Raw genomic sequence first — 25,054 nt, forward strand, 5'->3', positions numbered from 1 at the left:
GTACCGCTTCTACTGAATAAAATGTCCTACTGTTCTTCTTTCTCCTCCTCCTTATCGTCATGGACTATCAATACTTTTATCTTATCGCGCGCGGCTTTCGTGCGTACAAACTCCAAAGCCCCGACGGACTGATCAAAGGGAAACCGGTGGGATATGCAGCCTGCCGCGTCCACTTTTTTTGCGGCAATCAATCGAAGAGCCGGAGCAAAGGAGTTGGGGCTGGCCAGCATGCCCACTACCGTGATATCTCTGGTAACGATATAGTCCATATCCATCGGAATCTTTTCTTTCCCGGTGATACTCATAGCGCAGATCTTCCCTCCGGGCCTCACCAGCCTCACCGCATCTTCGTATGCGGCGGCATTGCCGGAGGCTTCGAATATGGCGTCCACCGGACCTCCAAGCGCCGTTTCCACCTGCTGTTTCAGATCCTCCTGCCCATGTACGACCAGTTCAATCCCCCAGCCGTTTACTTTCTCACGGTGCAGCTCTTTCCTGGCCACCAGGCAAACCCGGCCCGCTCCCGAACAGTTGGCGATCTGGGCTGCCAGCATACCGATGGAACCATCACCGATCACAGCTACCCGGTCTCCCGGATTCAGTCCGGTTTTTCTGATCCCGTAGAGCGCTGTGGCTGTAGGCTCTGTAACCGCGGCTTCCTCCGGAGTTACCCCTTCCGGCACTTTATACAGATTCTTCCCTTCCGTTTTCAGATATTCCGCCATACTTCCGTCATAGCGGATCACTCCCAGTTCCGTTCTATGGGAGCACAGGTGATACATTCCCCTCAGACAGTTTTCACATTTTCCGCATCCGATACTGATATCTCCGACCACCAGGTCTCCGACATTGAAGCCTGTCACCCTGCTTCCCATGGCCGCCACATAACCCGACCATTCATGCCCGATGGTAATCGGCATATGGGACAGGCCTTCCCGGTAATAGGGCATGCTTCCGTCGTACAGTTCAATATCCGTGGTGCAGATTCCCATGGCTTTTACCCGGACCAGCACCTCATCATCGTTCAATTCCGGTACGGGGACTTCCTTCAGCTCCATCTGCAAAGGAGCGGTAACCCGATAAGCTTTCATTGTTTTCTTCATATTCTTCCTCCAGTAAATGATTTCCGTTATGCAATTACCTTTTTACCCGACTTACGTTTTCCGTTTACGGCGTCGATCAGAATGGCAATGATCAAAATAGCTCCGGTAACAAAATTCTGCCAGTACATATTTACATTGAGCATGTTCAAAGAAGTGGAGATCAGCTGCATAAACACCGCCCCCAGAAATGCTCCCAATACCGTTCCCTGTCCGCCGTTTAAACTGGCTCCTCCGATAATGGCCGCCGTGATGACATTCATTGCGGTGTTATCCCCCAGTGTGACGGAGGCGTTTCCAAAACGGGCAGTGATCAGAACTCCGGCCAGACCGGCGAAAAAGGAGGACAGGCAATACATCAGCATCTTGATCTTTTTCACATGAATCCCATTTAACTGGGAGGCCAGCTCGCTGCTGCCGATGTAATAGGTCTGGCGCATAAACCGGGTATGCCGGACCAGAAGATCCATCACAATCACCAGCGTGATCATGATAATAATCGGATACTGGATTCCCGCAATCTTCCCCTGCCCGATGGCCTTAAACGAGGCCGGCATATTCAGAACCGCCTTTCCCTGGGAGATGACCAGCATCAGTCCTTTCACCACCATCATCATCCCCAGTGTGGTGATAAAGGAATTCAGACCGATCTCCGAGATGAGAAACCCATTCAGTAGCCCGATCGCCAGGGCCAGCAGCAGGGCCGCGAGAATCGCCAGAAAAACCGGTATCCCTTTATTGATCATCATGGCAACCGACACACCGGTAAATGCCATCACCGCGCCCACAGACAGATCAAGACCCGCGATTATCAGCAGCAGCACCATGCCGAGTACTATGATTCCCTCCACGGTCAGGGCCACAAACATCGATATGATATTCGTCCCCGACAGAAAGTGGGGAGAAAAGATGGATATGATCAGTGACAAAGCAATGATGATAATCAATAGAGCCGGTTCCCGGCGGGAAAAAATCTTCTTAATCATTTGCATACTTTATACTCCTCCTTGTTTCTTAATACCGGTTGCGTATTTAATAATATTGTCCTCGCTGAACTCATCTCTCCCGATCAGTCCATTGACTCTGCCGTTATGCATGATCAGGATCTCATCGCTCATACCGATCAGTTCCGGCATTTCCGAAGAAATCATAATGACGCATTTCCCCTGCCGGGCGTATTGTTTGATGATTTGATAAATCTCCGCTTTGGCGCCCACATCCACGCCTCGGGTAGGTTCATCAAAGATGATCACATCCGGATCAATTCCCATCCACATGGCGATCAGTACCTTCTGCTGATTGCCTCCGGAGAGGTTCCCAACCGTCTGCTGTACCGACGGGGTGGCGATGGAATATTTTTCCTTCTGTTCCATTGCATTTTTCTGGATCAGGGATTCCCGCATAAGCCCTTTGGGGGCAAACTTTCTTAACATGGCCGCCACCAGGTTTGTCCTGACCGGCAGGTTCAGATATAGTCCCAGCCCCTTCCGGTCTTCTGTCAGATAGGCAATCTTGTTTGCAATGGCGTCACCCGGGGAATGAATCTGTATCTTTTTCCCATTTATGAGAACCTTGCCCCTGTCCGGTCTGTGCGCTCCGATCACTCCAAGTGCCAATTCTGTCCGGCCTGCGCCGATCAGGCCGCTTATTCCGAGGATCTCACCCTTACGCACACCAAAGGATACATTTTCATAAAGGCCCGGGCAGGTAAGACCTTTCACCTCAAAGTATAAGGGTTCCGTTTTATTAAGCGGTTTGCCGGCTGCTCCATATACGTCTTTGATTTCCCTGCCCACCATCATAGTGACGATCTCATTTTCCGTGGTTTCCGCCACATTCTTTCTTCCTATATACTGTCCGTCCCTCATGACAACCGCACAGTCCGCCAGCTCAAATATTTCGGAGAGCTTATGGGAAATATAGATAAAGGAGACCCCTTCCTTCTTTAACAAGCGCACGGTCTTGAACATCAGTTTTGTCTCCGTCTCTGTTAGCGAGCTGGTGGGCTCATCCAGGATAATGACCCTGGGATTCATGGAGATGGCCTTCAGGATCTCCAGCAGCTGGCAGGTGCCTACGGACAGGTTTTTCACCATTGTTCCCGGATCCACTCCGATGTCAAATTTTTGCAGAAGTTCATTTGTATCCGCGTAGAGCTGCTTCCACCGGATCGCCCCGCTCTTGTTGACAGGCTGTCTGTTCATAAAAATATTCTCAGCCACCGACATATTGCCGACCATAGACAACTCCTGATATACCATTGCGACTCCCCTGGCCATGGCTTCACTGGGCGAATTAAAATCCTGGGGTTCTCCTTCTATATATACGGTTCCGGAATCCGGCTTCACAGCCCCGCATATGATCTTCGTTATGGTGGATTTACCGGCCCCATTCTCGCCCAGCAGGGCAAGGACTTCCCCTCTTTTCAGGCTGAAGCTGACATCACTTACCGCCTTCACTCCGGGATAGGTCTTAACTATGTGTTCCACCCTCAATACTTCATCCAAATTTGATTCCCTCCTGTCCTATTGCGTCATCCGCTTTTCCATTATTCCGATCGCTCCATATCCCGCCACATTTTCCTGATTTTCCTTTTCTGCGAATCGTATGGTTCCCCGGAATCCTTCTCTTTCCCGCAGAAGCACCGCAAATCCTCTGGCGTATGCAGAGTCCCCTCCGATCAGAACCGTACTGTCCTGCGTCATCTCATACACCGGGCTGTGGAACAGCGCCTGCAGGTCTGTCTCTATGACGGCTCCCAACAGATAGTTCGCCCTCTGGCTGCGGGTACACCCGGAGAACAGATCCAGAATCCGTACAGAAAATGCGCATCTGTTCAAACCTTCCCGGGCCGCGGCGGCAGCTCCCGCCCTGAGCCATCTCTCCTCAATCTCCTCCACATATCCGGCCTGCAGCGAAGAAGAGAGGATGGAGGACCTGGTCAGCTCCATCAGGATCTCACCGGCCATTGTGGTGGTACAGCCCTGAATCTCATCCTTTTCATTCACATAGACATATTTCGTATGGGAACCGGGCAAAACCAGAACCACCGGACCTTTTATTTTTTCCCGGCTCAGAAGGCCAAATGTCTCAACCTCCTCTCCCCTCATAATATCCATAGAAGAACAATTCTCAGCTTCCACCTCCGCAACCTGGTTCTGTACCCCGGGAATAAAGAATACCGGATGGAGCATGCTCACCTCGGGGATGTCTTTTTTCACACACAGTCCCGCCAGCTTTTCAGCGCAGACAGGAGCGGTTGCCCTGGGGATCTCGCAAAGTCCTAACTCAGAGCTGATCATTCCGCTCGCTATGATCGTTTCTACTTCCTGTTCGGTGATCCTGCATATACGAAGGGCCGCTTCCAGACATTCGCGGACCGCTGCTGTTAATTTCCGGTTTGTCCCTTCTATTGAAGTAATCCGCACGCCTATCTCTCTTTTTTCCGTATGTATGGCCTTTTTGTCCTGCCAAACAGTTACCCTCGTATTCGTCGTCCCTGTATCAATGGTAACTCTGTACATTCAGTAATTCTCCTTCCATTTTGTAAAATACCTCTCAAATTGGTATTATCTTTCTAGTGATAATTCCTGTTAGCGTTTACCTTTAATTGCATTTTACTCAATTTGTATTATCTTTGCAATTGGAAATATCGCAAAAATTATATGATGATTTTTGTGTATTTTTCTTAATTTTTTTGTTATTTTCTTGACAATTAGCCGTTTTAGCCAATTTTTACTTAAAATTCATATTATCTTTTCGGTGTGATCGGCCTTGACTTTTCATCCCTCATCTTTTAATATTGGTATTATCAATTTGATTTTATTTTGAAAGGAGTGCAGGTATTTTGGCAAAATTTAAGGTCTACATAAGCGACTATGACTATCCGGATATTTCCATTGAGAAGGAAATTCTGGAACCCATAGGCGCAGAAGTTATCGGTTTGAAGTGCAAGACAGGGGAACATCTGGCCGAACAGGCAGCAGATGCCGACGCTATTATCCAGCAGTACGCTAAAATCCCCCGGGCCACGATCGAACGGCTATCCAACTGCAGGATTATCGCCCGTTATGGGATCGGGGTGGATATTCTAGATGTAGCAGCCTGCAAAGAACATGGAATCATCGTAACCAATGTGCCGGACTACTGTATCGATGAGGTGGCGGATCATGCGATCAGCTTTTCCTTCATGCTCATGAGGAACCTTCCTTTTTATGACCGGAAGATTCATCAGGGAAGTTACCGCTGGCAGGACTGGCGCGCTCCGCTACCCAGATTCCGCGGGGCTGTATACGGCCTGATCGGATTTGGCCGCATCGCCCAGAATCTGGCCCGGAAGCTTCTGGCCTTCGGCTTTCGTGTGATTAGTTATGATCCATACGTATCGGTAGAATTCATGGCTACTTATGGAGTTGAGAAGGTCCGCTGTGAAGAGTTATTCCAAAGCTCCACCGTCATCAATGTGCTCTGCCCCTACACCCAGGATACCCATCACATCGCTGGACGGGATACCATCGCGCTGATGAGGCCCGACAGTTATCTCGTAGGGGTGTCACGGGGAAAATGCATCGACAATGCGGCGCTTTATGAGGCTTTGAAAGACCGGCGGATCGTAGCGGCAGCGCTGGATGATCCGGAAGAAGAACCCATGAAGACAGAAGACTGGAAACCGGTCAATCCGTTGTTTTCGCTGGACAATTGCTTTTTTACTCCGCACAGCGCTTACGCCACCAAGGAATCTCTGGAATCCTGCAGGCATGTGGCGGCAGAGAATGTAAAACAGGTGCTCACCGGCAAAAAGCCGCTGAATCCGGTGAAATAGAAGAAAATCCATTAAAAAAGAGGATGTTCAACACTGTGTATGATATGTCCCTGTCAAGTAGATAGGGGGCATATCAATCAGTACATCCTCTTTTTTGTGTTTTCCATTTCAGCTATCGGGCGCATCTCTTTATAGTTCTGCCTCGATATGGCTCCTCCGCAACCGACTAACACAAATGCCAAGGGCATTCCTAAAACCTGCACTATAACCTTCTATAATTTATTAGCAACATCATTTAAAACCTTAAATAGAGCCTTTTCGTATCATTTAAGGGACAGCTATCATCCACTCTATCGCTATATGTTAAAATATTCACCAACTCGAATCGAACTGATATGTGTAAGCCTTTTAAAAATCCTTCATTCAGGTTATAGGTAAAATATCTTTAAAATCAGACTGCTGGCATAGCGGTCTTTTTTAGCATACTCTGTTATTTACCGTATTCGGTATATATTTCTAACAACTTTTCTCTTCTTAATTTTATGATACCTGTAATCGGCAAAAAGCTTCATTTTGCTTCCCTTTTTATCGGCCGCAGACTGAGGTGTACCTCATGGTCGCACATATCATCGGTTGGTAAAATTTACCTAGTTGTCGAAATAAGGGAGGTTGTATGATGCGCCAATACAAATTGCTGCTTCAGGGCTTTCTTATGGACCGGATTCTGTTATACAGATCCGCTAATCAATTCACCCAGGAACAAATGGCTGAATTGCTGCATATTTCTCCTCGTTCTTACTTTGATCTGGAACATGGAAAATATGGTTTATCCGCACTGACATTGATCTTTTTTCTGCTGATTTTATCAAAGACCGATGTATTGAATCTTTTGGATGAATTTCAGAACCTCGTAGATCGTGCGGGAAAAGATGACGTTGCCTGACAATAGACCTGCGGCGCCATTAGAAATGATAAATGAAAGAAGTACAAGTGTTATGGATTTAGGGGAAAAATTATCACACTACAGGCATGCAAAGGGGCTTACCCAATGTGAAGCCGCTGAAATACTGCACGTATCACGCCAATGTCTGGGTAACTGGGAGGCTGGCCGCAGGGAACCATGTATTGCAGCATTCGCCCGTATATGCCGGTTATACGGAATAACGGCTGAACAATTGTTTCCGGATGATCTTAATTACTGACATCAGAAATAATTATAGAATAACTATAGATGCATGAAAATAATATGAGGTGCAGTCCATCGGGTCGTTCCGTTTCGTCGGGACGGCCCCTGTTGATTTACCATTTTTCAAAGACCTACTTCCAGCGCCGTATCCAGCCATTCCATACAGGTACAGTGCCACTGCTCAAACGCATCCTCATATTGACTCTTTAACGATTCATACTCCACTTTTTGCGGCCAGGGCGCACCCCTCCAGAATCCTTCCGAGCAGATCCAGGCGTCCCATATCGTTCTCATCTGCCTGTCCAGACGGCCGCACACTTGTGAGGCTTCCTCCAGCTGCTCTCTGACCAGACGCATTTTCCAATCCGCATAGGCTTCCTCAGCCGGTATCTCTTTGAGTCTGTGGCGTTCCGCTTTTGGCACCGAGCGCATACCCGCGATCAGCGCCTGCTCCTCAGCCTTGATCTGGGCGGCCAGGGCGGGTCCATCGGACATTTTCCTTCTGCGCTCCAGATAGTGCTCATAGCCAAAGGGGTAGTACATCACCGACTGGTCTTCAAAGATCAGCACCGCATCCGCCACCTGCCGGACAAAATACCGGTCATGGGAGACAAAGAGGATCGTCCCGGTATAGGCCCGGAATGCGGACTCCAAAGTCTCCTTCGCCTGAATGTCCATATGATTCGTAGGCTCGTCCAGGATCAGGAAATTCGGACGGCTCTGCAGCAGTTCCGCCAGAACCAGACGGGCCTTTTCACCGCCGGACAGCGCACGCACCTGTTTTTGCGCCTCCCTGCCGCCAAACAGGTAAGCGCCGAGAATGCCCCTGGCCTCCTTCTGGGTCAACGCCGGGAAATAACTGCTGAAATGCTCAAAAACGGTTTGTGTGGATTCAATGGCCGCGCTGTGCTGGTCAAAATAACCCATCGTGATATGGCTGCCCAGAGAGTATTCCCCGTCAAGAGGCGGCAGATAGCCCGCCACGGTCTTCAGGAAAGCAGTCTTACCGGCGCCGTTCGGTCCCAAAAGCGCGATCTTCTGTCCCCGGCGGATCCGCATGGTAATCTCCAGCAGCGGCCGGTCATAGCCGATCTTTAAATGCTCCGAGTCAAAGACCCATTTTCCGCCCGGTACCAGCGGATTGATCTCCCCGGTAAAGATATGGGCGTCATCTTCTGCCGGCTTTTCCACCCGCTCCATCCGCTCCATGCTTTTCTTCTTGGATCTGGCGAAAGATGCCTTGTTCGGTTTATGCTTAAACCGCTCCACCAGCGCTTCCAGCCGGGCCAGTTCCTCCTGCTGCCGCTCATAAGCTTTGCTCTGGATCCGGATTCTTTTCAGCTTTTCCTGCCGGTAGTGGGTATAATTTCCCGGATACCGCGTCAATTTCCCGTCCGAAAGCTCGTAGACCACATCGGCCACCTGGTCCAGAAAGAACCGGTCATGGGACACCATCACCACAGCATTCGGGTAGCTTTTCATATATTCTTCCAGCCACTCCGATGTCTTTGTATCCAGGTGATTCGTAGGCTCATCCAACAGCAGGATATCCGGCTTACAAAGCAGCAGCCGGATCAGCGCGATCTTCGTCTGTTCCCCGCCGGAAAACTGGTTCAGCCTCTTTTTCTTTTGCTCCTTATCAAATCCAAATCCGGTGAACAGGATATCATACTCCCGCTCGTAGTCAAAACGCTCCCGCTCAAAAGTATCCCGGCACGGACAGGAATCCAGGAGTTCTTCCTCTACGGTCCGGTTGTCGTCCTGGTAATTATGCTGGGAAAGCAGCCCTACCGTCAGCTGGCGGGAGCCGCGGATTCCCGGTCCCTCGCGCCTGTCATCCCGGTCCAGGGGCAGCTGCCCGGCGATCAGTCTGAGCAGCGTGGTCTTACCGGCGCCATTCTTTCCCACCACGGCGATCTTCTCCGTGCCGTGGATCTCAAAATCGATGTGGGCAAGGATTGTTTCCCCGCCCAGTGATACGGTTCCATTTGTTATCTGGTATAGCATTGGTCTGCACTCTTTTCTTACCTGCCGTTATTTTCTGCCGTCAAAGTAATTTTCTCAAGTTTTACAGCTGTCCCTGTGGCAGCCACACCTACCATATTTCCTGAGAATGTTATATAATCAAAATCAATTCCAATAATTCCATCTGCTTCCACTTTACATGCACTTTTTTTAAGTTTTTCCTGCGCAGCTCCTTTTGCCATCTCTAACTTCTCTGCAAAAAGTTCGGATTTTTCTCCAAACAGATCAGATATCGATGCGCTGAATTCAGACAAAAATCCTGTACCCAAGACCACGGATCCGCTAATTACAGATATATATTTTGTAATTTTGTACCCTTCCAGATTATATCCTGTTGTCAGGATTAATTGTCTCATATTTTGGTATATATTATCAAATAAAGGAGATTTTTCTTTTGCTTCTAACCTCCACTTATTTTTTATTTCTTCTTTCTGAGCAGGACTTTTTGTCTGCCATTCGTCAATCGATATATTTTTACATATCATTTTGGTACCACAAACATTACAATTTGGCGGGTTATTTGGTGATCTTTCCGCGCTGCCCACGAAACCACACTTCTCACAGAAAAAAAACAATCTTTCTTTTTCATTAAACAATCCCATATCTTAATCTCCTCACTACTATACATTTTCTATTTATATTATGACTGTTTAATTATCTCTACTAAATCACTTTAGAATCTCAAAGCCTAAAGCCTTGATACTGATACATTTATTGTAGCATATCAAGTTTAATTTTACACCACATAATATCCTGCAAATATGAAACAGAAAATGCCTGTTCGATATACTTATCTAAAGAAGCGTCCCTTTCATTGGTAAGCTCTCTCACCTTACCGGTGCCGATGCCACCATGCAGATCAAGAACATGTACGATTGGCTGAATGCTGTCCGGCTCCAAATCGTGCAGACGCACACTCCCGATATCATAAAAGTGTGATTAAATTCCCCCAAACTCCAATAAAAATGTGAGGAGTGAACCTATGGAACGATTTGAAGCTGGACAATGATGTGCTGAACATCCCTCTGTTTATGGCAGACCAGACTGATATCGGAACAATACGAAAAAGTACAGAAAACGAAATTCCAATTGATGAAAAATCACACTGCGAGATAAACATCCTTCTAATAATAGTAAAACCATTTCTAAGAGATCCACACATCTAACTGAAAAATATACCCCGCAATGAAACTACGGGGTATATTCACTATTATTATTTCAATTCTGCTGCCAACGCAGTCTTGGACAAATCAGCATAAAAATCATGATGAATAGTGCGGGAAATAGTGTGCATAACTGCTTCAGGAATTCCTGCCGCCTATTTCTCAGACGTTATTCCGACAAGTACAAATTCACCTTTTTCATCACCTCACCTGCGGCCGCCTCCGGTGTAATCTCCCCTTTTAAGCAGGGCCCGGCCTGTTCCGCTACCGCCTCAAAAATAACACTGTCCATCAGGGTAGGTGTCTTCAGCTTTTCAATGATTTGTTTCAATGCTTCTACCTGCTCCGGGGTAGGTTCCGTGACTTCCAGCGAGATTGCCTCTGAATTTTCACCATCTATCACCATGGAGAAGCTGTTATAATCCGCCGCGCTTAACTGGGCGGACGCGTCAAATGCCTTTCGATTCACCGGGAACCCGTCATACGTCAGCAGTTCCTGAATGTCCTGGGATAACAGCTGTTTTACCACTTCCCTGGCAGCTGCTGCGTCATTGCATTTTGAGCTGACGCCGACAATAGATGCCGGTATAAATATATCCTGAGCCTGGCTTTGCTGTGCCTGCATAGTAAGCTCCGGTATTTTATTTATGAGAGATATCATAAGCCCGTATCCGCCTGCCACATCTGCGATATATCCCAATTCCATCTTTGCCCCGCCTGTGAGGAAGCCAATGGGCGAGATCTCAGGAGTTCGGAACGTGATCTTGTTCGTGTCGGAGGTTACGAAATAATTCGAAGTACCAGACAGGTCTTGTTCACTCAACGCGGCTGTCTGATCCTCATACATCTGTTTTACCAGTTGATAGAACTGCGTCAATACCTCTTCCTTCAGCGTTCCATCCTCATTTAACCAGGCCGGGGAGGCGGAATCGTAAAAATATTTCAGGAACTGTTCCGGGTCCGTCGTATTCCGATCCAGAACCGTACCTTCCGGATTCTCTTCCCGGATTTTATGAAAAGCATCGGCGTATGCCTCAAGATCCGTCAGCCCTTCTACGATATCCTTCGGCCCCTGCACGACAGGGATCAGGAATTTCGTGGGAACAGCACAGATCTTCCCATCCTCCTCGTAGGTCCTGGCAATATTATCAAACAAGGTGCCCTGAGGATAATCCGCATCCAACAGGTCTTTCAAATCCATCAACAGCCCTTTCTGCGCATAAGTTTCGATAGGCATTCCATCCAGGATCAGGATATCCGGGCCTTTACCGGCCATAATCTCCGTGTTCAGGGTACGCAGCGCGTCCGATACGGTAATAGCGTCCTCTCCTGTCATGCCTGCCTGATAGTTGATCTGCATACCAGGATTATCTTTCTGTATCCTGGCAATTGCCTGGCGCAGCCCCTGATTGTCGTACAGACTGTATATCTTTACGATTTGATCCGGTACCGCCGGCGTGTCTGCGGAATAATAATAATGCATCAGATGCGATCCGTTCTCACCGCTGTACGCAGCCAGGAATTCATTATTGGCGATGGGAATCAGATTCAGAAACAGGTAGGTGGGATCTCCCATGGAGGTCAGGCTGCCTTCGCTGATCTGTTCCATCATGGAGCCTCCGAATATATGCCGGTACAGCCCTTGCCTGCCGGCCAGGAATACTCCTTCTCCTTTGTCATCCGCGACCATCAGATACGGGGCCCCCTCCATGAAAAATTGGCTGCTCACCATATTTTGTTCTGTTTCCACCATTTTTTGAAGTGCTTCGTCCACAGGCAGGACAGCTCCCGTCTCCAAAGAAAACATCTCTATACCGGAGTGCGTGACAGCGATGAGCTTATCCCCGGCCAGGCTTATTCTCATAAGGAGATTCTGGGTCTCCCATGTCTGTACAACCTCTCCGGTTTTCACATCCAGCTGATAGACCGTTCCATTGACTCCCGCCGCCAGCAGCCGGTTATCACCGCTGAATATATATTGGATCAAAGGGTCTTTCGGATCGGTCTGCGGGGTAAAGGCGGATACATTTCCTTCGGGGTCCACATATAAGTATTCATTGCCGGAAGAATCCATCGAAACCTGTTCTCCATCCGCTTCTGTGGAAGAAGACGCGATCGCGGTTGCTCCCTCGTCACTTTGCGCACCGTTTTGCATAAATTCCAGAACCATGCTTTGATCGGGACTAATAGCCGCCCGCCACAGTATTTTCCCTGTCACCTGTTCCTCCCACCAGGGAGTTTCCACCTGCTGCCACGTTTTTCCCTGATCCTGTGATTCGAAGATTCCTTTCTCCTCTATGATCATACGGATATTCCCATCCGCCAGCTTCTCTATGGCTTTTATCTGGTTTGGCTTTTCTCCGGCGGCATCCTCCAGGGAGTACTCTTCTTCCACATATCTGCCCATCACGGGATTCTTTCCATCGTCTGCGGTCTTGTTGTCTGTTCCATCCCCGCCTTTTCCACAGCCTGAAGCTGTAATAAGTAATAGACATAGAATCGCAGCCAGGATTCTCTTTGATGCTTTCATAAATACCTCCGTTTTCTTCCGTCTGATACGGATTCATTTTACTATTTTTACTTCTATGAAACCGTACCATACGTTTCTCTAAGGAATCTCTAAGGGGATAGCAGATATACCTTTTCTGGCACCCCTAATGCATTCCTGCGGGCGGGGTCGCAGCATAATTGCTCTAAAAGGTATAAATGTAATTGTATTTTTCCGGATATCTATCGGATTCTGCTTTTTTGGTCTTTTCAATAATATAACACTTTCCGGCGCAGTCAAACACCGACAAATCTTTCCTCTACGGGCATTGTATGTTATCTTATACTTAACAGCATCCCATAACACATGCCCTGCGGGCGGGTTCGCAGCATTCGCTGCTCTGCAATGTATACTTAACAGCATCCCATAATGCATGCCCTGCGGGCGGGTTCGCAGCATTCGCTGCTCTTCAATGCATATTTTAGAGAGACTTTAAAGATAACTATGTTATCTTTCTATATAGTAACCCTACATTCGTAAAATTGAGGAAATTATAATGAGAATACTGATTGTAGAAGATGATAAGAAACTCTGCGGCTCGCTTTGTTTCCAGCTGGAAAAAGAGGGGTTTGCCGTGGACATCTGCCATGACGGGGCCGACGGACTGTGGCTGGCAGGACAGCAGGCCCATGATTTAATCTTATTGGACCGGATGCTCCCCTCGATGAGCGGTACCGAGATTCTGACGGAACTGCGCAAAGAACAAAACATCACGCCGGTCATCATGATTACCGCCCTGGGTGAAGTGCAGGACCGGGTTCACGGCCTGGACGCAGGCGCGGATGACTATATCGTCAAGCCCTTCGCGTTCGAGGAGCTGATGGCCAGAATCCGGAGTATATGCAGGCGCCCCAGGCGCTGGGAGGAAACGGAAGCCCTTATATGCGGGGACCTTTCGTTTTCCCCGGAAGCGAAGACACTGACCGGGCCGCTTAAGTCCTGTTCCCTTTCCCGGCGGGAGTCCGACCTGCTGGAGCTGCTGATGAAAAACGCCGGCCAGATCCTGCCCAGACAGCTGCTCATCGCCCGGGTATGGGGACCGGAAACGGAGATCGAAGATGGGAATCTGGATAACTATATCCATTTTCTCAGGCGTCGCCTCAAAAAAGTGGGAAGCAGCCAGCAGTTAAAAACGATCCGGGGAATCGGTTATCAATTGGAGAAAACAAATGTTTCGTAAACTACAGACCCGTCTGTCCTTCTTTTGTATCGCTGTCACCGCATCGATTCTGGTCGCCATGTCTTTGGGGGCTTTATTGATCTCGGAAAGCGGTATGAGAAAAAATGAATCCGTCACATTCCAAAACCATGTCAGCACCCTGCTCTCCTACCTGCGGGACCAATCGACGATCTCCCACACCTGGGCCGCTACTGCAGAACAGACCAATGACATCTGGCTTTACATTGAGGAAAACGGCATTCCTCTTTTTTTCAATACTTCCAATACATCCCAGCAGAGGCTGGATCTGTATCGGGAGCTCTTAGAGACCGCCTCCGATGATTACCAGTTCGATTTTTCCCAGATGTATGAAATCTCCAGAACCGTCGCCCAGGCAGATTTTACTTATCGGGCAAAAGACCGGCAGGAATATTATGTGGCATTGGGTATGATCCCTAAGGAAAACAGTTATATTGGAGTGCTGATGGTACATCCGTTAAGCACGCTGAAACGCTCGGTCATGACCCAGCGTTTCCTGTTTCTGCTGCTGGATATCATAGCGATTCTATTCCTCTCCGTTTTCGCCTTCGTTTTTACAAAACGTACGATCCGTCCTATTGAGGAAAGCCAGCGCAAGCAGCGGGAATTCGTGGCTGCCGCATCCCATGAACTGCGCTCCCCGTTAGCTGTTATTCTATCCGGCCTTTCCGCTATGAAAAAGGCAGATCCCCGGGAAGCGGCCCAGTTCGCTTTATCGATAGAAACAGAAGGGCTGCGCATGTCCCGTCTGGTGGATGACCTGTTAGCTCTGGCCAATGCGGATTCCGGAAACTGGTCCGTACAAATGGAGGATGTGGAGCTGGATACTCTGCTGCTGGATCTGTATGAGAGATACGAACCCCTGGCCAGACATAAGGATATTACATTTACGATCCTGCTTCCGGAGACCGGTTCCTTCAACTGCGTCTGCGACAGACAGAGGATCGAACAACTCCTGTCCATCTTAATTGACAATGCCCTTACTTATGTGGTCTGTGCGCATGCCCTTCCCCGCATCGAACTGTCTCTTACGCAATCCTTTGACCACCGTCTTCTGATCCGCGTGTCGGACAATGGTCCGGGAATCCCGGATGATAAAAAAGCCAGCGTCTTTGAACGGTTTTACCGCGCTGACCCTGCCCATGAGGACAGGGATCACTTTGGCCTGGGACTTTGTATCGCGGCGGAAATTGCCAGGCTTCATAAAGGGAGCTTAAGTGTCCTCGACACTCCCGGCGGCGGCGCCACTTTTGTTCTCGAGCTTCGGATGTGATTCCGGTGATGTTAATTTTCCGGTAAGCTGTCCTCTGACGAAGGCGGTGGTGAAACACAGGGGCAGCAAAAGCCAGATCATTCTGCTGTCGGTCTGCTGCAGCGTTGCATTCCCCATCCTGATCATGACGATAAACTCCAGAATAACGGTCGTCAGCAGCCACAGGTAAAAACTCCTGAGCGTTTCGGGCCTGCATACTTTCCGCCAGAGCAGATAGCAGATTCCGGTCAGCAGGCTTCCAACCACAACTGCCGCGGCACAGTCGGCATAGACTGCCTGGATTCCTGTCTTCTGCACGTATAAGAAACTTTTCCAGCTCTTTACACTTCTTCGGTACCACTCTCCCCAGAATTCAAAGTCGGACCAGCGGGTGGGAATCATGGATTCCGGAATCTTCAGTTCTATCCCCGACACTTTACCGAATATCAGGGAAATAAGAAGAATCAGGCCCAGGCAGAATACCGCCGCAAAAGGCTGCTTCCGGCAGCGGATCAGTTCAGCTAACCACGGAAGGATCATACTCCCCCCTATCAGAACCAGCAGCAGGCTGATGGCAGCACCGGCCAGATCCGAATACTTTTGCATAGGGACCATCTCGTCATCCAGACCCAGACGCATGGCGAACTCAGAGGCATTCTCATCGGTCTGTTCTTCACCGGCGGCGGCGCTGATCTGATCTGCTGTTATATTCTTATCCGCCTGCAGGACCGCCAGTTTCTCCCCGCCCGCTGATTTTCCCCCGCCCGCCAGTTTCTCCCCGCCTGTCAGGCTCTCTCCTTCTGTCAGAATCCCTTGTACCGTGTATTCAGACTCATCATCTGTCTTGATTTTTTCTCCAATGACCTGAGTACTTCCGAATAAATCCAGAGCCAGATCTTCGGACAGCAGGCAGCCATTTTTCATATCCTCTGTGAGAATATTCGTACCGGCTGTCAGAAGGTTGGAATCCCCGTTTATATACACCAGATCAGCGGTTGTCTCCCGGTTCAGTTCAGGATAGGCCAGAGTACCTTTTCGCTGGCTCCAGGCGGTAAAAAGTACCGGCATTTCCCTTTTATTCTCAGCTTCTCTCAGGTTGTCGATCTCCTGCTGCGTCAGAGGCTTCTCTCTCAGATCAAATACCACCGTCTGCGGCAGAGTTTTCAGACGGCTGGCCGTATCAAGCGTATACGTCAGGCAGATCAGGACGGCTGCCAGCAGAAGGCCGGCCATGATCTGCCGGCCAGCAGCTCTCATGATTTCCTCCGTTCGTGCGTTTTCCTGCACATAAAGGTTGGGTTAAACATTTGTTCAGCCTTCCTCCTTTCGCACGCGGTCGCCTGTACCCACAGGCTTGCTGGAATGGACAAGCACCTCGTTACTTTCCAGGAAAGCACCGCCCACCGCCGCGTATTTATCATTCTTGTCCAATACATCCACATCCACCCGTTCCACCACCATGATATTACCCAATACAGATTCTTTTACTGCAGGCATGTAGAGAAAGTACTTGCCGTTCTCAACTTTCAAAGCCTCGATGGGAACCACCGTCGGATATTTTTCCGTCGTCTGTGTTCCCTTTAACTCAGCTGCTGACGGTAATCTTTCCTTTTGCGGCGGTACATCCAGGGTAATAAGGCTAAGATCCGGGTCCTCTTCGGATACCTCGATCGATTCGATACCGAGTCCGCTTATTGGGTCATTGTGATCTCCGAAATCGAGGGTAACCTCATCTCCCACGGCCAGGTATTTGATCTCCTCCTTAGACGCCGTCGCTTCGAACCGATAGCCGTTGGATGTATCTGTCAGAAGCGCCGCCATGGTAGACGGGGTGATCTGCCCTATGGCTGCCTCCAGCTTTTTCACCACGCCGTCCATGGTGGCTCGAACCATTCCGCCGTCTGCCTTTAGCTGTTCTAATTTCTGAATTCTGCGCGTAATCTCTTTTTGATCCAGATCAGCGATCGCATTGCTGTGGTTGGAGGGCGGCGGGGCTGAAGAGTCCTCTACCTGACGCAGGGCATTTCTCACCCTCTCTTCTTTTTCTGCCACAGCCGCATCATAGGCCTGTTTCCTTGCGGCCGTCTCTTGTTCCAGCGCGCTTATCTCTTCTTGTTTCTGCTCCTGCGTATAGCCCTGACCGGTATCCCCGTCAGGTTCTGTCGTTACCGGCCTGTCACGGACGATTTCCAGCCTGGCCTGCGCGTCTGCCCAGTTGGCCTCCGCCTCCTGAATCTTCCGGTCGGATTCATCCACGGCGCGGTCATAATCTTCTCTGGCCCTCGCTTCTGCCTTTTGCCGCTCCTTCGCCTCCAGGGCATTGGCGCTGTTCGTATCTTTCTGCTGGTACTCAGACTTTTTCAGCTCGTCTCTGGCTTTCTCCAACTGTTCCTCCAGTACTTCCAGGTCCACCTGAAACAGGACATCTCCTTCCTTTACCATATCCCCCTCCTTTACCTGCACACTGCTCACCCTCTGGTCAGGCAGGGTAAACACCGCCTGCTCGTATTTCGGTGTCAGAGTCCCGTTCAGGCTGGTGTCATGTTTCAGGGACATGGGTCTTAACGCTTCCGTCTTGATCTTTGCCAGTGTCAAAGCATCAGCGGCACCGGATAACAGTGTGCACAGGACCATCAGTAACAAAAAGGCCGCCAGATACCTCAACGCTTTTTTCTGTATGGAGTTTTCACCGTTATGCCCCCATTTGATATGCCATAGTGATAGAGATTGTCTTTTCATCCGCTATTGACTCCTTTTCCTGTTCTTTTACCGCCGGCACAGCAATTCTCTTTTTATTCTTTTACCGCCGACGCCGCAATTCCCTGCTCCAGATATTCCCCACCCGCGAAAAATACCAGCAGGGAAGGAATCAGGGTAATAACCGAGGCCACAAATGCCATCCCCGCCTCCTCCAGCCCGATATTGGGCAGATATAACGACAGCGGCCACAGGCTCTTGTCCTTCAGAAAAACTAAGGGCTGTTCGATCAGATTCCAGTATTCCAAAAATCCCAGTACCATCGCAGAGACGATTCCGGAAGACCCCAGCGGGACACCGATCTTCCGGAATATGACCCACGTTCCGGCGCCGTCTACCCTGGCCGATTCCAGGATCGATTCCGGTATACTCTCGAAAAACCGATACATCAGAAATACCGGAAACGTGGAAAATACAGCGGGCAGGATAATAGCGGCATGGGTATCCAGCAAATGCAGCCGGTCCAGCGTAAGATAATTAGACAACATGGTAACCTGAAACGGCATCAGCATCAGGATCACATAGAGCTGAAATAATATCCTTTTCCCCGGGATGCGCAGCCTGGCGAATCCCCAGGCCGCCGGCACTCCTGCCGCTAACTGGCCGGCCAAAATAAACACCGTTAATTTCACTGAGTTCCAGAACATCACAAAAAATTCAGGTGAGTCCAGCAGCAATTCCACATAGGACCGAAGCGTGGGATACATCGGCAGCAGCCCAAAGGATGCGAATCCATTTTTGTTCTGCATAACCGGTGCCAGATAACCGGCCACTTCCTGATTTCCCATCAAAGAACCATCGATCAGAAAATACATAGGGATACAGATCACCCCCGCCAGCAGACATAACAGCAGCCATAGCAGCACTTTTTTCATCTGTTTTTTCATCTGCTTTTTCATCTGATTTTTTCCTCCTGATCCCAGAATTTTTCCAACAGCCGGATTCCCAGGAATATGATCATACTGACCACGACCGCAGCAGCGGATAATTTGTCCAGTGATAATTCCCGGAACCAGTTGTTAAACAGATGCTGAAGCAGATACATACTCTCATCCGGATAATCCCCCGCCACCAGATAGGCCTCACGGAACACTTTAAAGGAGTTCAAGAAGGCCAGCACACTGATCGTACACAGAACCGCCCGCAGATTTGGCAGTGTGATATACCGGAATTTCTTCCACCATCCGGCCCCGTCCACAGCAGCCGCTTCATACAGGGATCTGGGTATGGAGGTCAGTCCCGCGGTCCAGAGCACGATATTGTACCCCAGATTCTTCCATATATAGCTGCCCACCAGAATTACAAAAGCCGTGCTTTCATTCATCCAGTCGGTCCCGGGTATCCCAAACTGTGCCAGAATTCCATTCAGCAAACCCTGTTTGTCAAATACCACCCGCCAGAACAGTACGATGGAAGCCACCGGGATCGCCATGGGTATTAAGTAGGCGTGTTTCAGCCTGCTTTTATTCCCAAAGCTCTCCGTCAGAATCACCGCTATGATAAGGGACAGCAGCAATAACAGCGGGATGCAGATCAGTACGAATTTTAAGGTATTCGAGGAAGCCAGCAAAAAGGCGGATGTCTGAAATACGGTTTGGTAGTTTTGGAGCCCGACAAAATTCTCACCGATTACATCTGCAAAAGACCGCCGGATTACATCCAGAAAAGGGACGATCAAAAATGTACTCACTCCCAGGAGGCTGGGCAGCAGAAATAATACGCCGTCATATCGTTTTCTAAGTCTCATCTTTTTGTTCAACCTTCGGACCTCCCATCTGAAACAAAGGATAACAGGGTTGTCTCTAACTTTTCTCTAAATAACGGCGGCTTACGTTATATTGAAAATAAGCCTGCAGTAAAAACAGGAATGAGAACGGGGCCTCCTGCCCCTCTCTCATTCCTGATCTTTGAAAATAACTATTTCATAAATTTAGTAAATAGATCGATCCATGGTTCGTATATTTTACAGTTGCAGAACAGGAAAGAATCCGTCAGCTCATTGATTTCCTCTTCTGATAATTCCGCGAATAATTGTGCGAACCTCAGGGTCAGCTGATCCCCAAGAGTCTCTCTCATATTTCTGATTAATATTTCCCTTGTTTCGGAAAGTCCCAGAACAAAGTCCCCGTCTTCATATGCCCCAAAGACATCTGACAATTCCCAGGCATCGCCAAGCGGCATCGAGCGGTCGGTATGGTACTTATCTTTTAACGGCTGAATCTTTCTCAAGAATCTGCACCAGGCCGATTCTTCGTCGAGATAAATGGGACCGCGCAGGGACAGGTCTTTGAAGTTCCAGTAGCACCAGGAATGGCCGCGTTCTTCGAACACTGTCAGATAGTCCGCCAGGGACTGCCGCTTTCCATCCAGGTCGCCTAACCGTCTGGTTCCGAATTCACCGACCCAGCAGGGGATTTGATGTTTCTGCATAAACCAGTCCCTTTTGTCCATGTCGGACTCCATCTTATGAATATCTATGTATTCCCCGTTGATCCTGCCCGGATAATCGGCAGGAGTCACTGCCGCGTCGCAGTAATAATGATTCGAATATACGGTGTTGTCATCAAATGGGGCTTCCAAGTCTTCAAAATCCTGAGCCCAGGTGTTTCCTTCTATAAATATGATATGATCCCGGTCAACGGTCCGGATTTCTGCTGTCACCTTTCGGTATATTTCATTTAACACTTTTACTTCGAATGGGCCGTCCGCAACCGGTTCATTCATAATATCATAACCGGCCACCCAGCTTTCCTTACAGTACCGCCTGGCGATCTCTTTCCACAGCGCATAGTATCGGTCCTGGCACAGCGCGTCATAATAGATATTGACCTGCTCCGCGAAAATATTATCGCAATGCCAGTCCCCGCTTTGGCACCCCTGAACGGCATGCAGATCGATGACTGCGTAAATCTCGTATTTTCTGCAGTATCCAAGGATCCTGTCGATCAGCTGAAACCCCTCTTCCAGATAGTGGTATGGGTCCGCATCCGATTCAAAGTATCGGTAATTCAGCGGAATCCGCAATGAATTACACCCTAATCCCTTTAGAAAGGCGATATCGTCCTCGGTCACCCATTTATTATTTAACCCGCGGAAAAAGTAATCCGTCTTTTTTTCACCCGCGTATAATCTCATGGCTCTTCGCAGACGATGTTCCGTTCCGGGAGTGCCGAACATGTTTGGTTCAATCAAGGCCAGATTTCCCAGATTAAATCCTCTCAGCACTATTTTTTCACCATTGTCCCCGATCATATCCGTTCCCTTAACACTCAGCATAAGAAATCTCCTGCCCTATCCGGTCCGTCTTTGCCTTCCCGTCCGCCATACAGATCCTGATCCATGTTTTCGCCACTTCTTTGATCTCCTTTTTTGCCTCGGTCATTATATCAATGGTGTGTGTCACAGGGCCCTTTTCCTGTATCAGCCTGCATGCGCTCCGCATATAAGTATAGCGGATTTGGGTTCCGATATTTACTTTATTGATTCCCAGCCGGATCGCTTTTTTCACATCCTCTTCCGGGATTCCTGTTCCGCCGTGCAGGACCAGCGGGACCGCTATCGCTTCTTTCATTTCCTCCAGTCTTTTGAAATTTATTTCCGGTTTTCCGTCATAGAATCCGTGGGCCGTACCGATCCCGATGGCGAGAGAGTCGACCCCCGTCTCCTGAACCAGTCTGAGCGCGTCGTCCACCCTGGCCAGGAAATCGTCCCCTTCATATGCGGCTTCATAGTCCCGGCCTTTGATCCTGCCGATCTCGCCTTCGACGAATACACCCCGGGGATGCGCGTACTCTACCACTCTTTTGACTGCAGCTATATTGGTCTCCAGATCTTGGTCGGACGCATCAATCATCACGGAAGGATAACCGTTGTCTATGGCGGCCATGCATAGTTCCGCCGTTTTCGCATGATCCAGATGGTGGATGATGGGGGACGCCGCTTTTTTCATCTGCACTGTCCCCACCGCTCCTAATATCTCCGGGCTTATGGTATGTACCGTCTTAGGGATGGATGCAAACATGATCGGCGCATGCAGCTCCATCGCCGCTTCGATCACCGCCATCTGATCCCACAAATCCGTGTAATTAAACATAGGTACCGCGTATCCGCCCTGATCCGCATCTTTTAAAAGCTTTCGTAATGTATCACCATTGTATATGTCCATAGTTTCCTCCCTTTCGCGCGTTTCTACGCATATCGGTTTATTTCAGACCGGGTCGGCCGTCAGTCCCGGAATATATCTGCAGGCTTCTTTCAGAATCTCAACCACCTCCGCATGGATACCGACACAGTGATGGATATAAGGTCCGTAGATCAGTTTCCGCTCCCACTTGCCCCAGTCATCCACTTCGATCCACAGATAGGAGCCGACTGTTTTCGGCCCCTGTGTCCCTTTCGCGCTGCCGAGGAACAGGGAATATTCTCCATTACTGCCGTCAAACCGGATGATACTGAGATCACCGCCTTTTAATTCCCATTCCCCCACAGCGGGGCAAAGGCGGTTGTAGTGATGATTCAGAACTAATCCATTTGGATCTTTTGCCAGGCTTTTGGCGAACACCCCGCAGTGCCAGAGAAGTTCCGCATTTGGATTCTCCGGGTGGCGCATGGTCAGATCGGCCAAGAAGATCTGGGTGGAACAGCGGGCTGCCGCCATAGCCAAAACAGCGCTCACCGCTCCGTGGATATCCGATTCACAGATAAATGGAAAACCGTCGTCACAGACCTCGCTCAGAACAAAGCATGGTGCCACGCCGATGGTCTCAATCATCGGTCCCCAGCACATCGCCACAGCGGCGGAGAGATTTTCTTCCAGCGCCCATTGCTCCACCGTCAGCTTTAGAGCAGCGATCTTAAGGATCTGCCCCTCATCCGCACATTGATTCTGAAATCCGTGTTTGATCTCTTGCGCATAGTTATGAACATCCTCTTCCCGTTCCTTCAGGCATCTGTCGAATTTTTGTTTTAAATCGGTTAATGTTATGGGAAGGACCTCAATCCCGAATTTTTCCAACAATTCCATCTCATTGGATTTCACCGACGCAAACGGCGCGGGCCTGGTGCCGATCTGGCCGATCCGCAGGCTTCGGAATGCTTTGACTGCGCTTGTCACTCCCAGGAACTTGCGGAATCCTTCATCAAATACCGGATCTTCTATATCACAGTTTTCTATGTAGCTAAATTCTACCCCATACATTTTCAGATTCTTGGATGTCGCGAACAATCCACACTGGCTGTCCCGATACCGGTAGTAATCATCCGGATTAATATAGTCCTTCGGGCCCCACAAAAGAACCGGCCGGCCGACCTTTTTACACAATCTGGCCGCGGATTCCTCGCTGCCAAAATTACAGTGGGGTATAAAAACCGCGTCTACCTCCTGCTGGATAAACAGCTTCGCCGCCAGATCCGCATCCTCCACAGAATACAAAAGTCCGTCATCCGTGAGTTCATCCAGGGTAACCCATTCCACATCATATTGTTTTATAAATTCAAAGATCAATTTCTTATAGCGGACCGCCTCGTAAAGATTAAACGGTTTATGTGACCATGCTGCCCGCCTGACCGGCGCGAAACCGATCCTTAGCTTATTTAGTTTTGTAAAACATTCCAACATCCTTCTTTACCTCCATCCATATTTTTGGAACATTTTCTGCATAGTCCGATATCCAGAAGCGGTATCCTCTTCCATACAGCTGCTGACAGCCTCGATCGATAAGTATTCGCAGCCTGTTCTGTCCACCGCGTCTTTGAGTAACTCATACAGGCCGGCCGGACTGGATTCTTGAGGATACCGGCGTCTGTCAGGATCAGCAATGTGCAGATAACGGATGCTCCTGCTCAGTCCGTCAGTAAACACAGCCGAAGTTTCGCCGCTTTTTGCCATATGGTACAGGTCGCAGACCAATCCGGTATTTTCCTGATTTACCGAGCTGATTATTTCATATGCTTCGGACATGGTGTTGATAAAATTCGTTTCTTCCTTATTCAGACTCTCCAAAAGCACAAAGGCATCTGGCAGTTCTTCCGCAAAAATCCGGATGGAAAAACACAGTTGGGCCTTTGCCGTTTCCCGGCTTTCTTTGTCGTCCAGCTGCCTTGACCTGGGACTGCCGATACCCAGGAAACGGATATTCAGCCGCTTTACTTTTGCACACAGGGATTGGGCATATTCCTTTATCTTTTTTTCGCTGTATCCGCTGCCGCACAGCTTAATATCCGGCGGCACCGCGGCATGTATACCGATACAGGGCAGACGCATCTGCTGCAGCCGGTCCGCTACGCATTCCACGTCATAAAGCGGCAGTCCGGCCAACTCTGCTCCTGCCAGATCCACAAAATCAAAGCCTGCTTTCTTTACAGCTGTCAGTCCGCTGAGCGCGGTGCAGCATCCGAGCTTAATCATACAGTATCTTTTTCAGCCTTGCGATTCCGCTCTCAAGACTGTATAAGACGGGTTTCCCAATGCCGCCCAGCTTCGGTATAAGAATCGACATACTGGCCTGGGCCAGGACGATCACGTCATGCTCCCCATGTGTTTCGTTAATATGGTTTAACACCATTTCATTGTGTTTTGCGGGATTCTTCTCTTCCGACAGGACCTGAAACGCTCCCTCGATCAGGTATGGAGTTACCGAAACCTCTTTTCCTATTTTTTCAGCGCAATGTGCGATAAGCCTGCAGCTTGGTGCCAATGTGGTGGCTACCGTCCCATATACCGCGATCCTGGAGCCATTGCACACGGCAGCCTCTGCCATCGGTTCGTCGATCTTTAAGGCCGGTATGCCGGCAGACTTGACCGCTTCATCGAAAGCTTCCCCGACAGAGGAGCAGGCATTTAACACCACATCCGCCTGCATTTGCTCCGCTGCCTGCACATACAGGCACATCCGGTTGATGATGGAATCATAGATCCCATTATGATCGATCACGTCCTGAAGGAAGCGTTCGTCTATAATATTGTGAATATCCGCATCGGGGATCTTTGCCCGTATCTGCTGGTCGATGATTTCCCTAACGGCCAGACTTGTATGTATCACTGCTATTTTTTTCTGCATAATTT

Annotated in this window: 21 protein-coding genes; 5 read left to right on the plus strand and 16 right to left on the minus strand. The window is 49.3% G+C overall.

Translation table 11 applies throughout. The annotated features are described in order from the left end of the window. Window positions 1-26 precede the first annotated feature (26 nt). The 4 genes from ABC831_RS05355 to ABC831_RS05370 are packed head-to-tail and all read right to left on the minus strand — an operon-like array spanning window position 27 to window position 4,624. Window positions 27-1,103 carry a zinc-dependent alcohol dehydrogenase gene (locus tag ABC831_RS05355; protein ID WP_343247216.1) on the minus strand — a complete coding sequence of 359 codons (1,077 nt, stop codon included), beginning with the start codon at window positions 1,101-1,103 and terminating at the stop codon, window positions 27-29. A 26-nt stretch (window positions 1,104-1,129) separates the two neighbouring features. Further along, window positions 1,130-2,092, minus strand: a complete 963-nt coding sequence (locus ABC831_RS05360; RefSeq protein ID WP_343247217.1) for an ABC transporter permease — start codon at window positions 2,090-2,092, stop codon at window positions 1,130-1,132. A 3-nt stretch (window positions 2,093-2,095) separates the two neighbouring features. Then, a complete protein-coding gene (locus tag ABC831_RS05365; protein ID WP_343247218.1) occupies window positions 2,096-3,607 on the minus strand; it encodes a sugar ABC transporter ATP-binding protein in 1,512 nt (503 codons plus the stop codon). An 18-nt stretch (window positions 3,608-3,625) separates the two neighbouring features. Further along, the gene (locus ABC831_RS05370; RefSeq protein ID WP_343247219.1) at window positions 3,626-4,624 is read right to left on the minus strand and encodes a 2-dehydro-3-deoxygalactonokinase; all 999 of its coding nucleotides are present in this window, start codon (window positions 4,622-4,624) and stop codon (window positions 3,626-3,628) included. Window positions 4,625-4,947: 323 nt separating this feature from the next. Between ABC831_RS05370 and ABC831_RS05375 the strand changes: the two genes are divergently transcribed. From ABC831_RS05375 to ABC831_RS26485, 3 genes are all read left to right on the plus strand, one after another. Then, window positions 4,948-5,922, plus strand: coding sequence for a C-terminal binding protein (locus tag ABC831_RS05375; protein WP_343247220.1), 975 nt, complete (start codon window positions 4,948-4,950; stop codon window positions 5,920-5,922). 616 nt (window positions 5,923-6,538) lie between these two features. Next, the gene (locus tag ABC831_RS05380) at window positions 6,539-6,805 is read left to right on the plus strand and encodes a helix-turn-helix domain-containing protein (protein WP_343247221.1); all 267 of its coding nucleotides are present in this window, start codon (window positions 6,539-6,541) and stop codon (window positions 6,803-6,805) included. 52 nt (window positions 6,806-6,857) lie between these two features. Further along, complete coding sequence (locus ABC831_RS26485; RefSeq protein ID WP_425524567.1) at window positions 6,858-7,064, plus strand: helix-turn-helix transcriptional regulator; 207 nt, start codon at window positions 6,858-6,860, stop codon at window positions 7,062-7,064. Between the two features lie 107 nt (window positions 7,065-7,171). Here ABC831_RS26485 and ABC831_RS05385 read toward each other — a convergent pair whose 3' ends face one another. The 3 genes from ABC831_RS05385 to ABC831_RS05395 all read right to left on the minus strand — a co-directional run bounded on the left by ABC831_RS05385 (window position 7,172) and on the right by ABC831_RS05395 (window position 12,766). Beyond that, window positions 7,172-9,055, minus strand: a complete 1,884-nt coding sequence (locus ABC831_RS05385; protein ID WP_343247222.1) for an ABC-F family ATP-binding cassette domain-containing protein — start codon at window positions 9,053-9,055, stop codon at window positions 7,172-7,174. Between the two features lie 17 nt (window positions 9,056-9,072). Then, window positions 9,073-9,675 carry a YbjQ family protein gene (locus ABC831_RS05390; protein ID WP_343247223.1) on the minus strand — a complete coding sequence of 201 codons (603 nt, stop codon included), beginning with the start codon at window positions 9,673-9,675 and terminating at the stop codon, window positions 9,073-9,075. Window positions 9,676-10,405: 730 nt separating this feature from the next. Next, entirely contained in the window at window positions 10,406-12,766 is a 2,361-nt protein-coding gene (locus ABC831_RS05395) for an extracellular solute-binding protein (RefSeq protein ID WP_343247224.1), read from the minus strand. Window positions 12,767-13,280: 514 nt separating this feature from the next. Here ABC831_RS05395 and ABC831_RS05400 point away from each other — a divergent pair. Beyond that, entirely contained in the window at window positions 13,281-13,964 is a 684-nt protein-coding gene (locus tag ABC831_RS05400) for a response regulator transcription factor (RefSeq protein WP_343247225.1), read from the plus strand. Further along, window positions 13,954-15,255 carry a sensor histidine kinase gene (locus ABC831_RS05405; RefSeq protein WP_343247226.1) on the plus strand — a complete coding sequence of 434 codons (1,302 nt, stop codon included), beginning with the start codon at window positions 13,954-13,956 and terminating at the stop codon, window positions 15,253-15,255. The genes ABC831_RS05400 and ABC831_RS05405 overlap by 11 nt, the downstream gene beginning before the upstream one ends. Here ABC831_RS05405 and ABC831_RS05410 read toward each other — a convergent pair. The 9 genes from ABC831_RS05410 to ABC831_RS05450 all read right to left on the minus strand — a co-directional run bounded on the left by ABC831_RS05410 (window position 15,196) and on the right by ABC831_RS05450 (window position 25,049). Beyond that, a complete protein-coding gene (locus ABC831_RS05410; RefSeq protein WP_343247227.1) occupies window positions 15,196-16,491 on the minus strand; it encodes an ABC transporter permease in 1,296 nt (431 codons plus the stop codon). The two genes, ABC831_RS05405 and ABC831_RS05410, sit on opposite strands and share 60 nt — an antisense overlap. Before the next feature lie 54 nt (window positions 16,492-16,545). Continuing rightward, the gene (locus ABC831_RS05415) at window positions 16,546-17,973 is read right to left on the minus strand and encodes an HlyD family secretion protein (protein ID WP_343247228.1); all 1,428 of its coding nucleotides are present in this window, start codon (window positions 17,971-17,973) and stop codon (window positions 16,546-16,548) included. A 53-nt stretch (window positions 17,974-18,026) separates the two neighbouring features. Further along, window positions 18,027-18,890 carry a carbohydrate ABC transporter permease gene (locus ABC831_RS05420; protein WP_343247229.1) on the minus strand — a complete coding sequence of 288 codons (864 nt, stop codon included), beginning with the start codon at window positions 18,888-18,890 and terminating at the stop codon, window positions 18,027-18,029. Next, window positions 18,887-19,750 (minus strand): carbohydrate ABC transporter permease, encoded by an 864-nt coding sequence (locus ABC831_RS05425; protein ID WP_343247230.1) that lies wholly within the window; start codon window positions 19,748-19,750, stop codon window positions 18,887-18,889. Before ABC831_RS05425 ends, ABC831_RS05420 begins: the two co-directional genes overlap by 4 nt. 158 nt (window positions 19,751-19,908) lie before the next feature. Continuing rightward, window positions 19,909-21,267 (minus strand): glycoside hydrolase family 5 protein, encoded by a 1,359-nt coding sequence (locus ABC831_RS05430; protein ID WP_343247231.1) that lies wholly within the window; start codon window positions 21,265-21,267, stop codon window positions 19,909-19,911. Next, entirely contained in the window at window positions 21,254-22,156 is a 903-nt protein-coding gene (locus tag ABC831_RS05435) for a class II fructose-bisphosphate aldolase (protein ID WP_343247232.1), read from the minus strand. The genes ABC831_RS05430 and ABC831_RS05435 overlap by 14 nt, the downstream gene beginning before the upstream one ends. Window positions 22,157-22,198: 42 nt before the next feature. After that, window positions 22,199-23,608 carry an L-fucose/L-arabinose isomerase family protein gene (locus tag ABC831_RS05440; protein ID WP_343247233.1) on the minus strand — a complete coding sequence of 470 codons (1,410 nt, stop codon included), beginning with the start codon at window positions 23,606-23,608 and terminating at the stop codon, window positions 22,199-22,201. Between the two features lie 6 nt (window positions 23,609-23,614). Then, window positions 23,615-24,397 carry a TIM barrel protein gene (locus ABC831_RS05445; RefSeq protein ID WP_343247234.1) on the minus strand — a complete coding sequence of 261 codons (783 nt, stop codon included), beginning with the start codon at window positions 24,395-24,397 and terminating at the stop codon, window positions 23,615-23,617. Then, complete coding sequence (locus tag ABC831_RS05450) at window positions 24,390-25,049, minus strand: aspartate/glutamate racemase family protein (RefSeq protein ID WP_343247235.1); 660 nt, start codon at window positions 25,047-25,049, stop codon at window positions 24,390-24,392. The genes ABC831_RS05445 and ABC831_RS05450 overlap by 8 nt, the downstream gene beginning before the upstream one ends. Window positions 25,050-25,054: the final 5 nt, after the last annotated feature.

The organism is Diplocloster hominis, assembly GCF_032380655.1.
Classification (GTDB): Bacteria; Bacillota; Clostridia; order Lachnospirales; family Lachnospiraceae; genus Diplocloster; species Diplocloster hominis.

Excerpts from the sequence above, each read along its gene's own strand:
- ABC831_RS05355 (WP_343247216.1), bottom strand. The coding sequence starts at position 1,103 with ATGAAGAAAACAATGAAAGCTTATCGGGTTACCGCTCCTTTGCAGATG.
- ABC831_RS05360 (WP_343247217.1), bottom strand. The coding sequence starts at position 2,092 with ATGCAAATGATTAAGAAGATTTTTTCCCGCCGGGAACCGGCTCTATTG.
- ABC831_RS05370 (WP_343247219.1), bottom strand. The coding sequence starts at position 4,624 with ATGTACAGAGTTACCATTGATACAGGGACGACGAATACGAGGGTAACT.
- ABC831_RS05380 (WP_343247221.1), top strand. The coding sequence starts at position 6,539 with ATGCGCCAATACAAATTGCTGCTTCAGGGCTTTCTTATGGACCGGATT.
- ABC831_RS26485 (WP_425524567.1), top strand. The coding sequence starts at position 6,858 with ATGGATTTAGGGGAAAAATTATCACACTACAGGCATGCAAAGGGGCTT.
- ABC831_RS05385 (WP_343247222.1), bottom strand. The coding sequence starts at position 9,055 with ATGCTATACCAGATAACAAATGGAACCGTATCACTGGGCGGGGAAACA.
- ABC831_RS05390 (WP_343247223.1), bottom strand. The coding sequence starts at position 9,675 with ATGGGATTGTTTAATGAAAAAGAAAGATTGTTTTTTTTCTGTGAGAAG.
- ABC831_RS05395 (WP_343247224.1), bottom strand. The coding sequence starts at position 12,766 with ATGAAAGCATCAAAGAGAATCCTGGCTGCGATTCTATGTCTATTACTT.
- ABC831_RS05400 (WP_343247225.1), top strand. The coding sequence starts at position 13,281 with ATGAGAATACTGATTGTAGAAGATGATAAGAAACTCTGCGGCTCGCTT.
- ABC831_RS05405 (WP_343247226.1), top strand. The coding sequence starts at position 13,954 with ATGTTTCGTAAACTACAGACCCGTCTGTCCTTCTTTTGTATCGCTGTC.
- ABC831_RS05410 (WP_343247227.1), bottom strand. The coding sequence starts at position 16,491 with ATGAGAGCTGCTGGCCGGCAGATCATGGCCGGCCTTCTGCTGGCAGCC.
- ABC831_RS05415 (WP_343247228.1), bottom strand. The coding sequence starts at position 17,973 with ATGAAAAGACAATCTCTATCACTATGGCATATCAAATGGGGGCATAAC.
- ABC831_RS05420 (WP_343247229.1), bottom strand. The coding sequence starts at position 18,890 with ATGAAAAAGCAGATGAAAAAACAGATGAAAAAAGTGCTGCTATGGCTG.
- ABC831_RS05430 (WP_343247231.1), bottom strand. The coding sequence starts at position 21,267 with ATGCTGAGTGTTAAGGGAACGGATATGATCGGGGACAATGGTGAAAAA.
- ABC831_RS05435 (WP_343247232.1), bottom strand. The coding sequence starts at position 22,156 with ATGGACATATACAATGGTGATACATTACGAAAGCTTTTAAAAGATGCG.
- ABC831_RS05440 (WP_343247233.1), bottom strand. The coding sequence starts at position 23,608 with ATGTTGGAATGTTTTACAAAACTAAATAAGCTAAGGATCGGTTTCGCG.
- ABC831_RS05445 (WP_343247234.1), bottom strand. The coding sequence starts at position 24,397 with ATGATTAAGCTCGGATGCTGCACCGCGCTCAGCGGACTGACAGCTGTA.
- ABC831_RS05450 (WP_343247235.1), bottom strand. The coding sequence starts at position 25,049 with ATGCAGAAAAAAATAGCAGTGATACATACAAGTCTGGCCGTTAGGGAA.